The organism is Streptomyces sp. NPDC002838 (assembly GCF_040295365.1).
Classification (GTDB): domain Bacteria; phylum Actinomycetota; class Actinomycetes; order Streptomycetales; family Streptomycetaceae; genus Streptomyces.
The window spans coordinates 220040-234200 of the sequence record NZ_JBEOVF010000004.1 but is presented as its reverse complement, the minus strand read 5'-3'; the positions used below and the strand labels follow the sequence as shown (position 1 = coordinate 234200).

Annotated in this window: 15 protein-coding genes; 3 read left to right on the top strand and 12 right to left on the bottom strand. The window is 69.5% G+C overall.

What is annotated here, in order from left to right:
- Nucleotides 1-28: 28 nt before the first annotated feature.
- Nucleotides 29-622, bottom strand: coding sequence for a chaplin (locus tag ABT063_RS08075; RefSeq protein WP_351056353.1), 594 nt, complete (start codon nt 620-622; stop codon nt 29-31).
- A 262-nt stretch (nt 623-884) separates the two neighbouring features.
- Between ABT063_RS08075 and ABT063_RS08070 the strand changes: the two genes are divergently transcribed.
- Nucleotides 885-1571 (top strand): chorismate mutase, encoded by a 687-nt coding sequence (locus ABT063_RS08070; protein WP_351056352.1) that lies wholly within the window; start codon nt 885-887, stop codon nt 1569-1571.
- Between the two features lie 75 nt (nt 1572-1646).
- Here ABT063_RS08070 and ABT063_RS08065 read toward each other — a convergent pair whose 3' ends face one another.
- The 3 genes from ABT063_RS08065 to ABT063_RS08055 all read right to left on the bottom strand — a co-directional run bounded on the left by ABT063_RS08065 (nt 1647) and on the right by ABT063_RS08055 (nt 6863).
- Nucleotides 1647-3191, bottom strand: coding sequence for a vWA domain-containing protein (locus ABT063_RS08065; protein ID WP_351056351.1), 1545 nt, complete (start codon nt 3189-3191; stop codon nt 1647-1649).
- A 147-nt stretch (nt 3192-3338) separates the two neighbouring features.
- Entirely contained in the window at nt 3339-4211 is an 873-nt protein-coding gene (locus tag ABT063_RS08060) for an ABC transporter permease (protein ID WP_351056350.1), read from the bottom strand.
- Between the two features lie 3 nt (nt 4212-4214).
- Nucleotides 4215-6863 carry an alpha/beta fold hydrolase gene (locus ABT063_RS08055; RefSeq protein WP_351056349.1) on the bottom strand — a complete coding sequence of 883 codons (2649 nt, stop codon included), beginning with the start codon at nt 6861-6863 and terminating at the stop codon, nt 4215-4217.
- A 207-nt stretch (nt 6864-7070) separates the two neighbouring features.
- On the opposite strand from ABT063_RS08055, the gene ABT063_RS08050 reads away from it, so the two are divergent.
- Entirely contained in the window at nt 7071-7889 is an 819-nt protein-coding gene (locus ABT063_RS08050; RefSeq protein ID WP_351056348.1) for a phytanoyl-CoA dioxygenase family protein, read from the top strand.
- Between the two features lie 5 nt (nt 7890-7894).
- Entirely contained in the window at nt 7895-8152 is a 258-nt protein-coding gene (locus tag ABT063_RS08045) for a hypothetical protein (protein ID WP_351056463.1), read from the top strand.
- A 182-nt stretch (nt 8153-8334) separates the two neighbouring features.
- On the opposite strand, the gene ABT063_RS08040 is transcribed toward ABT063_RS08045, so the two are convergent.
- From ABT063_RS08040 to ABT063_RS08005, 8 genes are all read right to left on the bottom strand, one after another.
- A complete protein-coding gene (locus ABT063_RS08040) occupies nt 8335-8790 on the bottom strand; it encodes a hypothetical protein (RefSeq protein ID WP_351056347.1) in 456 nt (151 codons plus the stop codon).
- Complete coding sequence (locus tag ABT063_RS08035) at nt 8791-9006, bottom strand: hypothetical protein (protein WP_351056346.1); 216 nt, start codon at nt 9004-9006, stop codon at nt 8791-8793. It abuts the gene before it with no gap.
- Nucleotides 8996-9202 (bottom strand): hypothetical protein, encoded by a 207-nt coding sequence (locus tag ABT063_RS08030; RefSeq protein WP_351056345.1) that lies wholly within the window; start codon nt 9200-9202, stop codon nt 8996-8998. The genes ABT063_RS08035 and ABT063_RS08030 overlap by 11 nt, the downstream gene beginning before the upstream one ends.
- Before the next feature lie 797 nt (nt 9203-9999).
- On the bottom strand, nt 10000-10689 hold the full coding sequence (locus tag ABT063_RS08025) for a GAF and ANTAR domain-containing protein (RefSeq protein WP_351056344.1): 690 nt from the start codon (nt 10687-10689) through the stop codon (nt 10000-10002).
- 216 nt (nt 10690-10905) lie between these two features.
- On the bottom strand, nt 10906-12129 hold the full coding sequence (locus tag ABT063_RS08020) for a PP2C family protein-serine/threonine phosphatase (protein ID WP_351056343.1): 1224 nt from the start codon (nt 12127-12129) through the stop codon (nt 10906-10908).
- A 197-nt stretch (nt 12130-12326) separates the two neighbouring features.
- Nucleotides 12327-13061: a transposase gene (locus ABT063_RS08015; protein WP_351056342.1), complete on the bottom strand. Its 735-nt coding sequence runs from the start codon at nt 13059-13061 to the stop codon at nt 12327-12329.
- Nucleotides 13062-13147: 86 nt separating this feature from the next.
- Nucleotides 13148-13597, bottom strand: coding sequence for a transposase (locus tag ABT063_RS08010; RefSeq protein ID WP_351056341.1), 450 nt, complete (start codon nt 13595-13597; stop codon nt 13148-13150).
- A 196-nt stretch (nt 13598-13793) separates the two neighbouring features.
- A partial coding sequence (locus tag ABT063_RS08005; protein ID WP_351056340.1) for a tetratricopeptide repeat protein occupies nt 13794-14161 on the bottom strand: 368 nt, incomplete at its 5' end.

The following is a 14161-nucleotide window of genomic DNA, read 5'->3' as shown; positions in this document are numbered from 1 at the left end:
ACGGGTCGCGTCCGGCACCCAGGCGCGGCTACCGGTAGGAAGCGGCGCGGCCGCGGCGGTACATCAGCGCTCCGCCCGCGATCAGTACGGCACTGGCGGCCGAGGCCGCCGCCAGGGCCTCGCTGCTGGTCTCGCTGCCGGTCTCGGCCAGCTGCGGCGGCTCGCCGGCGGGCTTCTCGGCGGGCTTCTCGGAGGGCTTCCCAGGCTGGGTCGCAGGCGGCTTCTCGTCGCTGGTCCGCGTGGGCGGAGTCTTGGGACGATGCGTCTCGCTGATGCGCGTGGGAGGCGGAGTGGCCTTGTCGGCGGGCGGAGGCGTCTTCCTCACGGCCGGCGGCGCCGGGGGCGTGTCCTCCTTCTTGCCGTAGCCGTCGTCGCCGTACGACTTGTTGACGCAGAGGTTGCCGTACGCGTGGCCGATCACCTCGATCACGCTGATGCTGTTGCCGCACACGTTCACCGGTACCTCGATCGGCACCTGCACGATGTTCCCGGACAGCAGGCCGCCGGAATCCTTGGTGACTGCTGTCGAGTCCGTGTCGGCGAAGGCGGGGTTGCCGTAGAGGGACAGAATGCCCGTGGCGGCGGCCGCCACGAAAACTCCCCTGCTCAGGGTCTGTCGCAAGGTGATTGCCTTCCTGCTTGGAGAATTGGGAAAACCGGCCTTGGAAGGGAACGTCCAAGGCCGGCCGTGACACAGCCGGGAGGCTGGTGCGTTGGGCGGTCAGTCGTTGCTCGGTACGGTTTCGACCCGATCGAGTAACTGGGCGTTCCTTTCTCATGGCGTCGCATGCCGTACCGCTTCATCAACCCGACGCATAAGAATTGGTTTCGCGGGTTCACCCGGTTGGCCCGCGCCGCATTCCCCCCACGAAAGGACACACCCCGTGCGTTCCTCACTTCTCCGGTCGGCCGTGGTAGCCGCCTGTGCCTCCACCGTCGTAGTCCTGTCCGGTACGGCGGCCGCGGTCGCGCAGCCCCCCGCGCCCGCGGCCGCCGTCGCGCCCGGACTCGCCCCGCTGACCGAGTTGTTCGCCGAGCGGCTGTTGCTCGCCGACAAGGTGGCCGCGGCGAAGCACGGCACCGACAAGCCGATCGACGACCCCGTACGCGAGCGGCAGATCCTGGACGACGTGGCCGCCCGTGCGGTCGGGCTCGGGCTGGATCCGGACGCTGTGAAGTCCGTCTTCCGGGATCAGATAGAGGCCAACAAGCTGGTGCAGCGCGGGCTGTACGCGCGCTGGGACGCACACCCCGAGCAGCGGCCCGCCGAGCGGCCGGACCTGGTGAAGGAGGTTCGGCCGCAGCTGGACCGCATCACGACAGAGGTGCTCACCGAGTTGCGGACGACTCAGGGGCTGCGGGCCAAGCCCTCGTGCGCGCCTCGGCTGTCCCTCGCCGCCGCGCGATCCGCGTACGGCCACCGGCTGGACCTCCTGCACCTGGAGGGGCTGGCGCGGGCGTTGCCGTCCGTCTGCGCCGGCCAGTCGCCCGTTCCGGACGCCGGGTACGGCGGCCGGCAGCAGGCGGGTGTAGGGGAACGCCCCGCGCACGGCGTACCGCTGGTTCCGTGAGGGCACGTTGCCGGCATTCCGGAGCAGTTGATCTCGCCGCAGGCCGGCGGCCGTGAAGGTGAGTCGTGCGGGACCTTATCGCCCGAGGTGCCTCGCCCGGCGGATCGTGTCGGCGAGCCCGCGTACCGCCTCGTCCTCGGTGGTGTCCGCCAAGTCGTCCGCCCGTCCGGCGAGTTCGCGGAAGGACGGGGCGCCCGGCAGGGAGTCCCAGCGTTCGTCGCCCCTGCGCAGGGCGTCGGCGAAGTAGGCGGCCACTGCGGTGACTTGGAGGCGGGGGCTCGCGCTCCACAGGGAGTCGTCGAGGGAGTCGGATTCCAGTTGGCCGGACTCCTCGTGCGGGGTGCGGGTCTCGGGGTCCTGCCAGCGGACGGTCGCGGTGGCGAGGTGGCCTTCGGCGCCGGGCTCGGTGCGGACGGCGTACAGGGCGGTGACCGTGTGACCGGGGCCGACCTCGCCGCCGTCGACACGGTCGTCCCGGAAGTCGTCGTCGGCGACGCGGCGGTTGTCGTAGCCGACGAGACGGAACTCGGCGACCGTCTCCGGGTCGAAGGCGACCTGCGCCTTGGCGTCGCGGGCGGTGAGGTCGATGTTCCGCGGGAGCTGCTCGCAGAAGACCTGCTCGGCCTCGTCGTCCCCGGACACGTAGACCGTGTGGCCGTCGCCCTTGTCGGCGAGGCGTTCCATCAGGGCGTCGCCGTAGTCGCTGCCGACGCCGACCCCGAAGAGGGTGATGCCGTGCTCGCGGCGGGCGCCGTCGATGCGTTCGAGGATGGAGTCGGGGTCGGTGTCGCCGTCGTTGGCGAGGGCGTCGGAGACCAGGACGACCCGGTTGGTGGCGCCCTCGCGCAGGCCCTCCACGGCCGTCGCGTAGCCGGTCTCCACGCCCGCGCCGAGGTTGGTGGAGTACGTCGGCTCCAGGCTGTTGATCGCGTCGTGGATCTCGTCCCGGTTGCCGTCGAGCCGGGTCATCGGCAGGACGGTCTCGGCCTCGTCGCTGAAGGTGACGACGGCGACGGAGTCGTCGTCGCGCAGCCGGTCCGTCATCACGCCGAGGGAGTTCTGGGCGAGGTCGAGGCGGCCGGGTTCGGCCATGGAGCCGGAGATGTCGATGACGAAGGTGAGGGCGGCGGGCGGGCGTTCGCCGTGCTCGGTGGCTGAGCGGGTGGCCAGGCCCACGCGGACCAGGGACCAGTCCTCCTCGTCGGTACGGGCGCCGTCGACGGTCACCGAGAAGCCGTTGCCGTCGGGGCGTTCGTAGTCCTGGCGGAAGCTGTTGACGAACTCCTCGGGGCGGACGGTCGAGGGGGCGGGGCGCCGGCCCTCGGCGAGGGTGCGGCGGGCGTAGCCGTAGGAGGCGGTGTCGACGTCGAGGGCGAAGGTGGAGAGGTAGTCGGGAGACGGGGCGATGCCGCGGGACTCGTCGTCGGGGGTGGCGGTGTCCTGTTCGCCGGAGCCCCGGCTGTAGTGGGGGGCCGGGAAGCCGGTCGCCCCGTCCGCCCGGTCCACGCCGCTGTTGTCGCTGCCGGTGTCGCCCGCGCCGCATGCTGTGAGCAGCAGGCCGCTCGCCGCGGTGAGGGCGAGCAGGGCGCCGCGCAGGCGTCGTATTCGGTACCGTTCCATCTTCCGTGCCCCCTGGGTGGGTTGACGTCGACATCTGTGACTGTGACGGGCCAGGGGGCCGGAACGTGCGCTACGGAGCGTTGCGGATGGGTCTCGAAGCGGCCACGCGGCGGGGCCGTCGAGACCGGTAGGTGATCCTCCGTTGACCTAGGAGACCACGTCCTTGCGGGCGAAACCCCGGAAGGCCAGGGCGAACAGCACGAGGGCGTACGTTACCGACAGGGCCGTGCCCTCGATCATGCGGGACCAGTCGAGTTGCGGCTGTACGGTGTCGAGCCAGGCGTACTGCCAGTGCGCGGGCAGGAAGTCGCGCCAGTCGCCGAGAGCCGTCACCTGGTCCAGCACGTTGCCGACGATGGTCAGGCCCACCGCGCCGCCGACCGCGCCCAGCGGCGCGTCCGTCTTGGTGGACAGCCAGAACGCCAGGGCCGCGGTGACCAGTTGGGACACGAAGAGGTACGCCACGGTGATCGCCAGGCGCTCGGCCGCGGTGCCGAAGGGCAGCGTGCCGCCGGTGGGCAGCTCCAGCGGGCCCGTGCCGTACGCCGCCATGCCGACAGCGAGTGCGACGACCGGCAGCAGCACCATCGCCGCGAGGCTCAGGCCGAGCCCGACGACCAGCTTGGACCACAGCAGGCGGGCGCGCGGCACGGGAGCGGCGAGCAGATAGCGCAGGGAGGACCAGCTGGCCTCCGAGGCGACCGTGTCCCCGCAGAACAGCGCGACGGGCACGACGAGCAGGAAGCCCGCGGAGGCGAAGAGGTTCACCGCGGCGAAGTTCGCCCCGGACGCGGTGGCCGTGTCCATGAGGTTCACGCCCTCGTTGCCGCCGCCCGGTTCGCCGCCGATCTGGAAGGCGACGAGCAGGATGAACGGCAGGGCGAACAGGATGCCGCCCATGACGAGCGTGCGCCGCCGCTTCAACTGCCGGACCAGCTCGACCCGGATGGGCAGCGTACGGCCCGCGCGGTAGCCGTCGGCGACCTCGACGGCCTTGGCGCGGTCGGTCACCGTGCTCATGCTTCAGTCTCCGATCAGGGTGAGGAAGGCGTCTTCGAGGCGGCGGTGCGGGCCCACCGACTCCACGGGCACTTCCAGCCGGACGAGTTCGGCGACCAGACGCCGTGCGGTGCCGTCGGCGTCGAGCCGTACCACCAGACCGTCGTCGGTGCGGACCGCCGAGGCCACGCCGGGCAGCGCGGCGACCTTGTCGACGACGGGCTCGTCCACAGGTGTCGCCGTGCCGACCAGCAGCGTGTCGCCCGAGCCGATGATCTGAGCGACCGGGCCCGCCTGGACGAGCCGGCCGTGGTCCATGACCACCAGGTGGGTGCAGGTCTGTTCGACCTCCGCGAGGAGGTGGCTGGAGACGATCACCGTGCGGCCGGCCGCCGCGTAGCGGATCACGACCTCGCGCATCTCGCGGATCTGCGGCGGGTCGAGGCCGTTGGTCGGCTCGTCGAGGATCAGCAGGTCCGGCAGGCCGAGCATGGCCTGGGCGATGGCGAGGCGCTGTCGCATGCCCTGGGAGTACGTGCGCACCGCGCGGGCCAGTGCCTCGCCGAGGCCGGCGATCTGCAGGGCCTCGTCCAGGTGGGCGTCCTCGGGCGGGCGGCCGGTGGCCCGCCAGTACAGCTCCAGGTTCTCGCGGCCGGACAGGTGCGGGAGGAAGCCCGCGCCCTCGACGAAGGCGCCGACGCGGGAGAGCACCGGGGCGCCGGGGGCGATCGCGTGGCCGAAGACGCGGACCTCGCCGCCGTCCGGCTTGATCAGGCCCATCAGCATGCGCAGGGTCGTCGTCTTTCCCGCGCCGTTCGGGCCGAGCAGGCCGAGCACCTGGCCCTTCTCCACGCGGAAGGACAGGTCCCGGACCGCGTAACGGTCGTTCGACTTGGCGTACCGCTTGCTCAGGTCCGTGATCTGGAGCGGGACTTCGGCCAGCGCGGGGTCGGGGGCGGGCGCCGCGGTGCGGCGCCGGGCCGACAGCACCAGGGCCAGCGCGATCGCCGCACCAACGGGCGGCAGCCACCACACCCACGCGGAGAGCTGCGCCGCCTGGTCCGTCTCGCCGAGGGCCGTCGGCACCTTCAGGTCGCCCTTCAGGGAGACGGTGTACGTCGCCGGCGTCGCCGGGGAGGCGTAGCCGAGGTCCGTCGAGGCCAGGACCAGACGCAGGCGGTGGCCGTCGTCGACCTCGTGGTCGATCGCCGGCAGGGTGATCTCGACGTCCTTGCCCGCCTTGGCGCCCTCCACCCGGGTGGGCTCGACCAGCTGGGAGGGCAGCACCTGCTGACCGCCGCCGGGGCCGACGTCGTACACCTTGGCGAAGAGCACGGCGTCGTCGCTGGTCGACTTCACGTGGACGGTGACCGTCGGCGAGCCGGTGATCTGCACCTCCTCCGTCATGGGCGCCGACTCGAACGCGGCGAACTGGCCCGGGAAGTCGAGCGAGACCCCGATGCCGAGCGTGGACAGCTGGGCGAGGCCGCCGGCTGCGCCGCCGATGCCGGGCAGGGCGGACACGGCGGGCGGGTTGGCGCCGGGCGGGTTGTCGAAGCTCTGCTCACGCCCGGCGAGGGCGATCGAGCGCGGGTCGCCCTCCAGGCCCGGGTACGTGTCCTCGCTCACGCCGCTCAGCCGCGTCTCGCCGTCCCCGCTGCCGGTGCCGAGGGTGCGCGTGACCCGGAACTCCGGGCCGGTGTCGGCACTCTTGTCGTCCTTGAGATACCGGTCGAACCAGGACTGCACGCGCCCCTGGACGCGGCTCGCCTCCATGTCGCCGCCGTCGTGGCCGCCCGCGATCCAGTCGACGTCGACCGGGGCGCCGTTGGCACGGATCGCCTTCGCGGCGGCGTCGGCCTGGCCGAGCGGGAAGAGGGAGTCGGTCTGCCCCTGGAGAAGGAGCGTGGGCACCTTGATGCGGTCGCCGACGGCGGACGGCGAGCGCTCCTCCAACATCTGCCGGGCCTGTGCGTCCGGGGTGCCGGACTCGGCGACCCGCTCGTACATCCGGCAGAGCTGGGGCTCGAACTTCTCGCAGCCGCCCGCCGAGTTGACGAAGATGCCCGCCCAGAGCTTCTTGAAGACGCCGTTCGGGAACAGGGCGTCCGCGAGGTTCCAGTACGTGATCGCCGGGGCGATGGCGTCCACCCGGTCGTCGTACCCGGCGGCCAGCAGCGAGACCGCGCCGCCGTACGAGGAGCCCGCGACGCCCACGCGCGGGTCGCCGGTCTTGTCGAGCCGCACCTGCGGCTGCTCGGCCAGCCAGTCGATGAGCTTGGAGACGTCGGCGACCTCGCCCTTGGGATCGTTCAGCCCGACCTTGCCGGTCGACCTGCCGAAGCTGCGGGCCGACCAGGTCAGCACCGCGTACCCGTCCCGGGCCAGGTCCTGTGCCTGCTGCCGTACGTCGTCCTTGCTGCCGCCGAAGCCGTGGGCGAGGAGGACGGCGGGACGACGGCCGTCCGCGGAGGAGGTGAAGTACGAGGTGTCGATACGCACCCCGCCGCCCATGTCCATGACCCGGTCGGTGCTGCGCACCGGCGGCGCGTCGTCGGAGGCGACGGCCGTCCATGTACCGGCACCGGCGAGGACGACGACGGAGGCCGCGGCGGCAATCCACCGTCGCGGCCTCCGCATACGCCCCCGCAGTCCGGGCAATCGAAGATCCATGCTCCAACGGTACGGGGTGAAGCTGTCGGCAAGTTATCTACCGCAGACCGAACCGCTGCCCCTCCCAGGGGAGTACGGCCGTCCGGCGCGTACCGCAGGCGCGGTACGGCGGGCGCGGGGAGGCTCACGCCGTGCACGGTGGAAACTGACCAGTAGTCGGTGATTACAGCCTACGCCCGCCAGGGATCCGCGCTTTAGGTTCGCCGTATGCCAACCACCAAACAGCTGCTCACATCGGTCCAGATGGCCCGCTTTGTGGCACAGGGGTTCCTGCGTCTGGACGGAGTCGTGCCTCAGGAGCTGAACGACGACGCCCTCGCTGCCCTGTCCACGGGGATACCCGAGGTGTCGTACGGCACGCCGTTGGCCGGGGCGTTCGCGCAGGACACGTTCATCCACCGCCTGCTCGCGCTGCCCGAAGTGGCCGGCGCTCTGGAGAGCCTCGTCGGTCCACATCCCACGGTCGACCATCACGCCGTGCATGTGCGCGAGCCGCACGAGGGCAACGCCCAGGCACTCCACGCGGACGCGATCATCGACGTGCGGCCGGACGCCTTCGACGTCCAGCTCATGTACTACCCCCACGAAGTGACACCCGCCATGGGCGGAACCCTCAGCGTGCCGGGGAGCCATCTGCGCCGCGTCAACGAGACCGACGTCGGGCGCGTCCAGAACCTGCGCGGGCAGACGAGGCTGGCCTGCCCGGCGGGCACCGTCGTCCTGGTGCACCACGGGATCTGGCACAGCGGGCGTCGCAACGACACGGAACGGCGGCGCTACATGTACAAGCTCCGCTGCAACCCGACCGTGCCGCAGGTCCGCCTCTGGGACACCTCCGACCTGCACGACCCCGCGGTCACGGCGGAACTCGGCACGTACTTCCCGTGGTACGAGACGGCCACCGCCCGGCTGGAGATCCACAACCGGGTGCTGCTGTGGCGAGCGCTGACCGGAGACGACACGTTCGACATCGACTACTGGGTCACCCGCGTCCGTAACCGACCCGCCCTGAGGAGCCACGCATGACTCGCGTGAAGCAGCAGGTCCTGGTGCTCTACCTCGCCTCGTCGGCACTCGACTCGGATGTGGTGGGCTGGTCCCGCTATGACGGCACCGGCCGCACCCGGCCGACGACCGGAGACAGCGACGAGCCGCCGTACAAGACCGGCCTCGCGGCACTGGAAGACGGCTGGCGGCTGTTCCAGGCCTCGCAACTGCTACCGCCGCACCCCGGCCACGAGTACGACACGTCCTTCCTCAAGCACGAGTTCTTCTTCGAGAAGCTGTAGCGCCGGAGCTCTCCGGAAAGGCGGCCGGTGAGGCGATCGAGCGCGGGGACCGCTACGGGCGCCGTGTCCTGCTCGCCGCGAAGGAACTGCGGGGGGTGCGGTCATGAGGTGGCTCCTCCTCGGCGCTCTCCCGCCGTGTGTGAGAGGGCGCCGCACTGCCACGCACTGCCCGACCCCTGCTCCTACACCTTCGCCCGGCTGCCGTAGCGTTCGATGAACGCTTCCACCGTGGCCGGGTCCCGACGCATGGCCGCCATCAGCTGGTTCTTCCGAAAGCCCTCCCGGCCCGCTTCCAAGATTTTCTCGTAGCCGTCGCGGGCTTGGACGAGCCGCTCGACGACAAGGAACTCGATGACGTCCTCGAGGCAAGGCCTGAACCGCTTCCCGCCGACGGGGAAGTGCAGCTGTGCCAGCGATCGGCCAGGATCGATCTTCGGGTCGTTGAGCATTTCGAACAGTGCGGACCGGGCGTCGACTTGCAGGTGAGCGTCGGGGTAGCCGTCGGCCTTGTCGCGTTCGTAGTCGTAGTGGAAGAGACCGTGCTTGGCGTCCTTCGAGCCGAACACGCCGAAGAACGACTGCTGGACCATGAGGTGCTCACGCTCGGCGTCCAGGCGCAGCTGGAATTTCACGTCCATTCACAGCTCGGTCTTCGGTGCGCGCGGCCGGATTTGGAACCGTTCGGCGTCCAGGGTCTCCTTGCTGAGCCGGTTGCCCAGAATGAAGAGGCGGTCGTCGCCTTTGGAGAGCGCGACCGCCGTGATCTGAACGTGGTTGGTGATGGTGCCGTTGAGGAGCGCTTTGATCTCGTTCGCGAACCGGATGGTCTGGTCGCGGAGCTTGTCAGAGATCAAGTGCGCCGCCGATGGATACCCATAGCGCCTGGGCCTGCGCTGTGGAAAAGTTTCGGCGCTCGGCCATGTCGCGCAGTTGGGCGTATGTCAGGCCGAGTCGGTCCAGAGCCTCGTACGCGGCAGCGCGGAACTCGTCTTCCGACAGCTCGGTGATGATGTCGTCGTACTCGGCTGCCTTCTGCTCTTGAATGGTCATCTGCGCCCCTACCCCCCAGTAGCTTCCCGATGACAGTAGTGTCCCCCAAGGGTCTGACACTGTGGCCTAGGCCACCATTCGGCGTCCAGCCCTTGAACACTCCTGGTCATTTCTGCCCACCTGAGAGTGAGTCGAACGGGCCCAATTGCCTCGCTGTACGTACATGAGACCAGTTCTGTTCGGCCACCTCCAGGCGGCGGGGGCATATTCGCGTGCCCGGGAGCAGGCTGCGGCGCCTGCGTCGGGCTGACACCCCCTATACGGGCGATCGCGGTTTGTGGCTCGGTCGGCGCCTGCGCGTTTGCTGGATCAGTACCGGGGTATCGATCAGATTCCGCGTGCCTCCTCTCCGAGACCGGCACCCCGGCCACCTCAACGCCGAGGGCTGCCCTCGACTTCTCCTGTGACTGAGCACGCCACTTGGTTCTGACCGCTGTTGCGTGAGGGCCACGCCAGATACCCATCGCCCCCTACGACATTCGGCCGGCATGGCACGGAAGCGCGGTCACGCCCCGCTAGTTGGCCATGCTGAGCGTTCTGGTCGGCCGACCACTGAAGCGGGGAGAGATCAGTGGATCTGGGCGTGTACATGATCATATCAGTACCGAAGAGAGCGGCGAGGAAGCCGGTCACGTCCCAGCGGCGGGTTCCTGGCCCCACCGTCTGACCAGGAACCAGGTGTGGACGGGTCGAGACGGGGGACTTGGTCCGCAGGCCGGGTTCGGCGTTCCCATGGGGCTGGCCCGGCTCAGGTTCCTCTGGTTCAGAAAGGAGCCGGGGGAGCCGCCCGCCCGAGGTCACGAGAGGCTGCCCTGTTCGCAGACCCGTCGGGCGACCTCACGGAGCTTGATGTTGTTCTCCTGTGAGTAGCGGCGCAGCACATCGAACGCCTGTTCTTCGGTGAGGCGGTGGCGGCCCATGAGGATGCCCATGGCCTCGCCGATGACGTGGCGGGTGGCGACGGAATGCTCCATCTGGGCGTGGGTGCGGGCGCTGGAGAAAGCGACCGCCGCGTGCGAGGCCAGCAGCCACCCGGCCAGCTCGCTGGCCTCGGTGAATGCGCCGGGTTTGCGGGCGTACAAGTTCAGCGCGCCGAGGTCTTCGTCGTCGGTGAACAGCACGAAGCCCATCATGCTGCCCACGCCGATCGCGTGGGCCTGCGGGGCGTAGGCGGGCCAGCGCGGCTGCTCGGTGGTGAGGTCGGCGATGCGGAAGACCCGCTCTCCCTGCGTGGTGTGGGCGGCATCGAAGCACGGCCCTTCACGCAGCCGCGCTTGTAGCTGATGGCTGTCGATGACCAGCTGGTCGGTGGGGGCGAGTGTCTCCACCTGGTTGCCTTGCAGCACCAGGATGCCGGCCGCGTCGCAACCGTCCACCAGCTCGGTGGCCGATGCCGTGATCCGCTGGAGTGTGGCATCGACCGAATCCTGCGCCAGGAGATCCCGCGCCATCGACGCCATCCGCTGCGCGAACCGATCCCACTGCATTCGTCCTCCGCGTCTCGTCCCGTCTGGACAAAACTCATACCCAGCTTTGCACGCGAGCCACATGGCGGAGTCGGCCACAGATGCCGGCGGTCGAGCAAGGGGCCTCCTCGTACTGCTGGAGTGAAGGACTGTGCGCTCGACTGGCCGACTGGAGTACTGAAAGGCCAAGCAGCGCGCTCAGTCGCAGCTGTCCTGTGTCATCGAAGTTTGAGGGCGTCATCGAAGTCGAGCGCGTTGAAGTTGCGCGGCTGGGTCAGGCGTTCGCGCGGCGGCCTCCGGAAGGGGGCCGTGCCAGTCCAGGCACAGAACGGTGGCGTCGTCTCTCGGGTGGCCGTTGTAGGCGTCGGTGACCGCGGCGGCCAGAGCGCGCACGACCTCGCGCGGGTGCTCGGCGGCGGTAGCACGGATGAGGCCAGCCAGGTCGACTGTTTCCGCTTGGCGTTCTTGCATGCCGTCGGTGTAGAGCACGAGGCGGTCACCGGGGCGCAGGTCAAGGTCCTGCACCTGGTACGGGCCCTGCCCGGCAACGCCGAAGGGCAGGTTCACGGCCAGGTGCAGTTCCTCGACCGTGCCGTCGCGCAACCGTAGTGGCCAGGGGTGGCCGGCGTTGACGAGCTGGGCGCCGGTCCCGTCCAGGGCTATGCGCACCAGCTGGCCGGTGGCGAAGGTCCGCCGGCCGTGGTCCAGGAGGGCCTGGTGGGCCTGGCGGGCCTGTTCGGCAAGGTCCGTCCCGGCGCGGCGGGCGCCGCGGGAGGCGTTGACCAGGAGGGTGGCCATGAGCGAGGCGTCGACGTCGTGGCCCATGGCGTCGGTGATGGACAGGTGCAGGGTGTCATGGTCGAGGGAGTAGTCGTAGGTGTCACCGGCGATGTCGGAGGCCGGGACCAGGGCGCCGGCGAGGGCGAACTCGGCGGCCTCGCAGGAAGGGGCCGAGGGCAGGAGCTGGCGCTGGATCTCCGCGGCCAGGCTCACCGACGTGGTGCGATTGCCCCAGTGGTAGAGGTCGGTGAACCGGCGGTCGGTGACGATGATGTACGCCAGCGCGTGCCCAGCCTCTTCGACCTGCTCCAGCACGTCCTGCGTGACCTGGGTAAGGAACAACTCCAGAACACCGATGGTGTCGCCGCGGTTCGTGACAGGAGCGAGCACCCGCTGCCCCTGCTCACCCTCCGGCGCCTGCACCAGCTTCTGGGTACGCAGCACCTCGTCGTAGACGCTGCCGTCGAGGGGAACCTGATCGGCGAGGCGCTCCTGTTGCGCAGCCGCCTTCTCGCTGACCCGCAGCAGGCGTCGGCCGACGACGTCGACGAACAGGAACGACACATATCGCGCACCGAACCGGTCGCGTAGATTGCGGGCCACCACATCGAGGGAGCCCACCGGCGCGGCATCCTCCGCCGCTGCCAGCACCTCAGCCAGTCCCATCCGATCATGCGCCATATCAGCCTCCCCAAGTTACGGACTCTCCTTCCCACCGACACGACAGGCATCACAGTTGCGACACATGCCTCAGCACGTACGCGCGTCGGCGAGAGACCCGATCGAACTTCGATGACACACACTCAGGTTCGCTGTCACAGCACAACAGCGAGTATGACTGAGTGCTTCCATTGGTTGTGACCGCGCTTCCGTGATAGCTACGGCTGCAGGAGGATGCGGGCTCTGAGCAGGGTGAAGGAGGCTCGGCCGTACATCTGCCGTTTGATCGTCTTGATTCTGTTGACGTGCCCCTCAACGGCGCCGGAACTGTAGGACAGGGTGAGACCAGCGGTGACGGCCGGGAGGTCCTGACGGACGGAGTCGGCGAAGACACCGATGGCCTCAGGACCGCTCACCTCGGCTTTCTGGATCCAGTCCAGGAGTCGGTGGCCCTGACGGTGGCGGACCATGTCCGTGAACTCCCATGCGAGGTCGCAGGCAGCGGTGATCTCCGGGCAGGCGTTCCGTACGGCTTCCAGCTGCGCGGTCTCCGAGGGCCGGAGTGTCTCCTGCGGGCGCATGATCCATGAGGTGATGATGCGTGGGCTGGGCGTCACTGTATGGGTGGGGACCGCGGTGCCCTTCCTGATAGTGATCACGTAGCGGTTCACGACGTGATAGCCGCCGGCATAGCCGAGACCGATCAACTCGCGGTAGAGCTGCATCGAATTCGTGCAGCCCGCCTGGAAACGGTGCTGCACGTAGTTGGTGAACGGGTCGAGGAGACCTGCGCCCCGGTCCCGTGCCGAGGCGAGGAGGTCATCAAGGTCGCTGTGCCGGTATCGCCGTACCGTCTTGCGGTCCAGTCGCAGGCGGCGGCCGATGGCGCTGAGGGACAGCCCCGTGGCGGCCAGTTCGTTGACGTCCCTGTGGCGTTGGCGTACGCGGTCCAAGAGGGGAGTCGCTGGGGCAGTCGGCAGCGGTCCGGCATCTGTGGTGGCAGGTCGGCGCAGGCATGCACGGTGTCGGCGGCACGTTTTCACGGCCGTCGAGAGGTTTTGGAGAGGTGCCAGCGATCGGCGACTTCCAGGGCATCAGGGGCCGCCTGCTTGATTGCCTTGGTGAAGGCCATCAGGCGGTCACGGCATACGATCTCGGCGCCGGGGTGCTCGTGGAGCCAGGCGGCAACCGAACTGGTCTCGCGGTCAGGCAGGACGTCTACAGGCCTGGAATTTTCGACGTCGACGAGGACGGTGCCGTAGGTCCGCCCTTTGCGGAACGCGAACTCGTCGATGCCCAGTATCCGCGGTGCCTGGGCCGGCACGGGCGGGGCGAGCGGTTGCCGCAGCAGTGCGGTCCGCCGGCCGTGGAGTCGCAGCTTCGCGCACAGACGCTGGCCCGGGCGCCCGCCGAGTTCCATCGCGGCGGCCCGCATCGCCGACCGTGCCGCCGGTGAGGAACGGCGGCGTGGCTCGGTCAGGCCCGCCACCTGTTCCACGAACGTCCGGCGCTGGCACTGGGGCTGATCTCGTGGGTGTCGACAGCCCCGGAAATACCTTCGCGAGCGCGGATGTAGGTGACGGTGGACTTGTCGAAGTAGTGCGGCACCGAGCGGGAGAGCCGTTCGAGCCCGGCGACCTTCAGTGTGTCGCCCCATCACGGTGCCGAGTGTCGGCAGACGATCGTTATGCGACGTTGATTCCGCCCGACTTCCCCCGCCAGGAGGCGAGATTGTTCCGCGTGGTCAGGGTGTCGGGGTGGTCGGGACCGAACACCCGCTCATGGTCGGCCAGTAGTTCGGCGAAGGCGTCCGCGGCTCCGGCTGCATCCCCCGACTTCCCCCGCCAGGAGGCGAGATTGCGCCGGGTGGTCAAGGTGTCGGGGTGATCGGGACCCAACACCCGCAGAAAGTCGGGCAGCAGGTCGGTCAAGGCGTCCGCGGCTCCGGCTGCATCCCCCGACTCCCCCCGCCAGAAGGCGAGATTGTTCCGAGCCATCAGGGTGTTGGGGTGGTCGGGACCGAACACCCGCTCATGGTCGGCCAGTAGTTCGG

Excerpts from the sequence above, each read along its gene's own strand:
- ABT063_RS08055 (WP_351056349.1), bottom strand. The coding sequence starts at position 6,863 with ATGGATCTTCGATTGCCCGGACTGCGGGGGCGTATGCGGAGGCCGCGA.
- ABT063_RS08050 (WP_351056348.1), top strand. The coding sequence starts at position 7,071 with ATGCCAACCACCAAACAGCTGCTCACATCGGTCCAGATGGCCCGCTTT.
- ABT063_RS08025 (WP_351056344.1), bottom strand. The coding sequence starts at position 10,689 with ATGCAGTGGGATCGGTTCGCGCAGCGGATGGCGTCGATGGCGCGGGAT.
- ABT063_RS08065 (WP_351056351.1), bottom strand. The coding sequence starts at position 3,191 with ATGGAACGGTACCGAATACGACGCCTGCGCGGCGCCCTGCTCGCCCTC.
- ABT063_RS08040 (WP_351056347.1), bottom strand. The coding sequence starts at position 8,790 with ATGGACGTGAAATTCCAGCTGCGCCTGGACGCCGAGCGTGAGCACCTC.
- ABT063_RS08060 (WP_351056350.1), bottom strand. The coding sequence starts at position 4,211 with ATGAGCACGGTGACCGACCGCGCCAAGGCCGTCGAGGTCGCCGACGGC.
- ABT063_RS08020 (WP_351056343.1), bottom strand. The coding sequence starts at position 12,129 with ATGGCGCATGATCGGATGGGACTGGCTGAGGTGCTGGCAGCGGCGGAG.
- ABT063_RS08030 (WP_351056345.1), bottom strand. The coding sequence starts at position 9,202 with ATGACCATTCAAGAGCAGAAGGCAGCCGAGTACGACGACATCATCACC.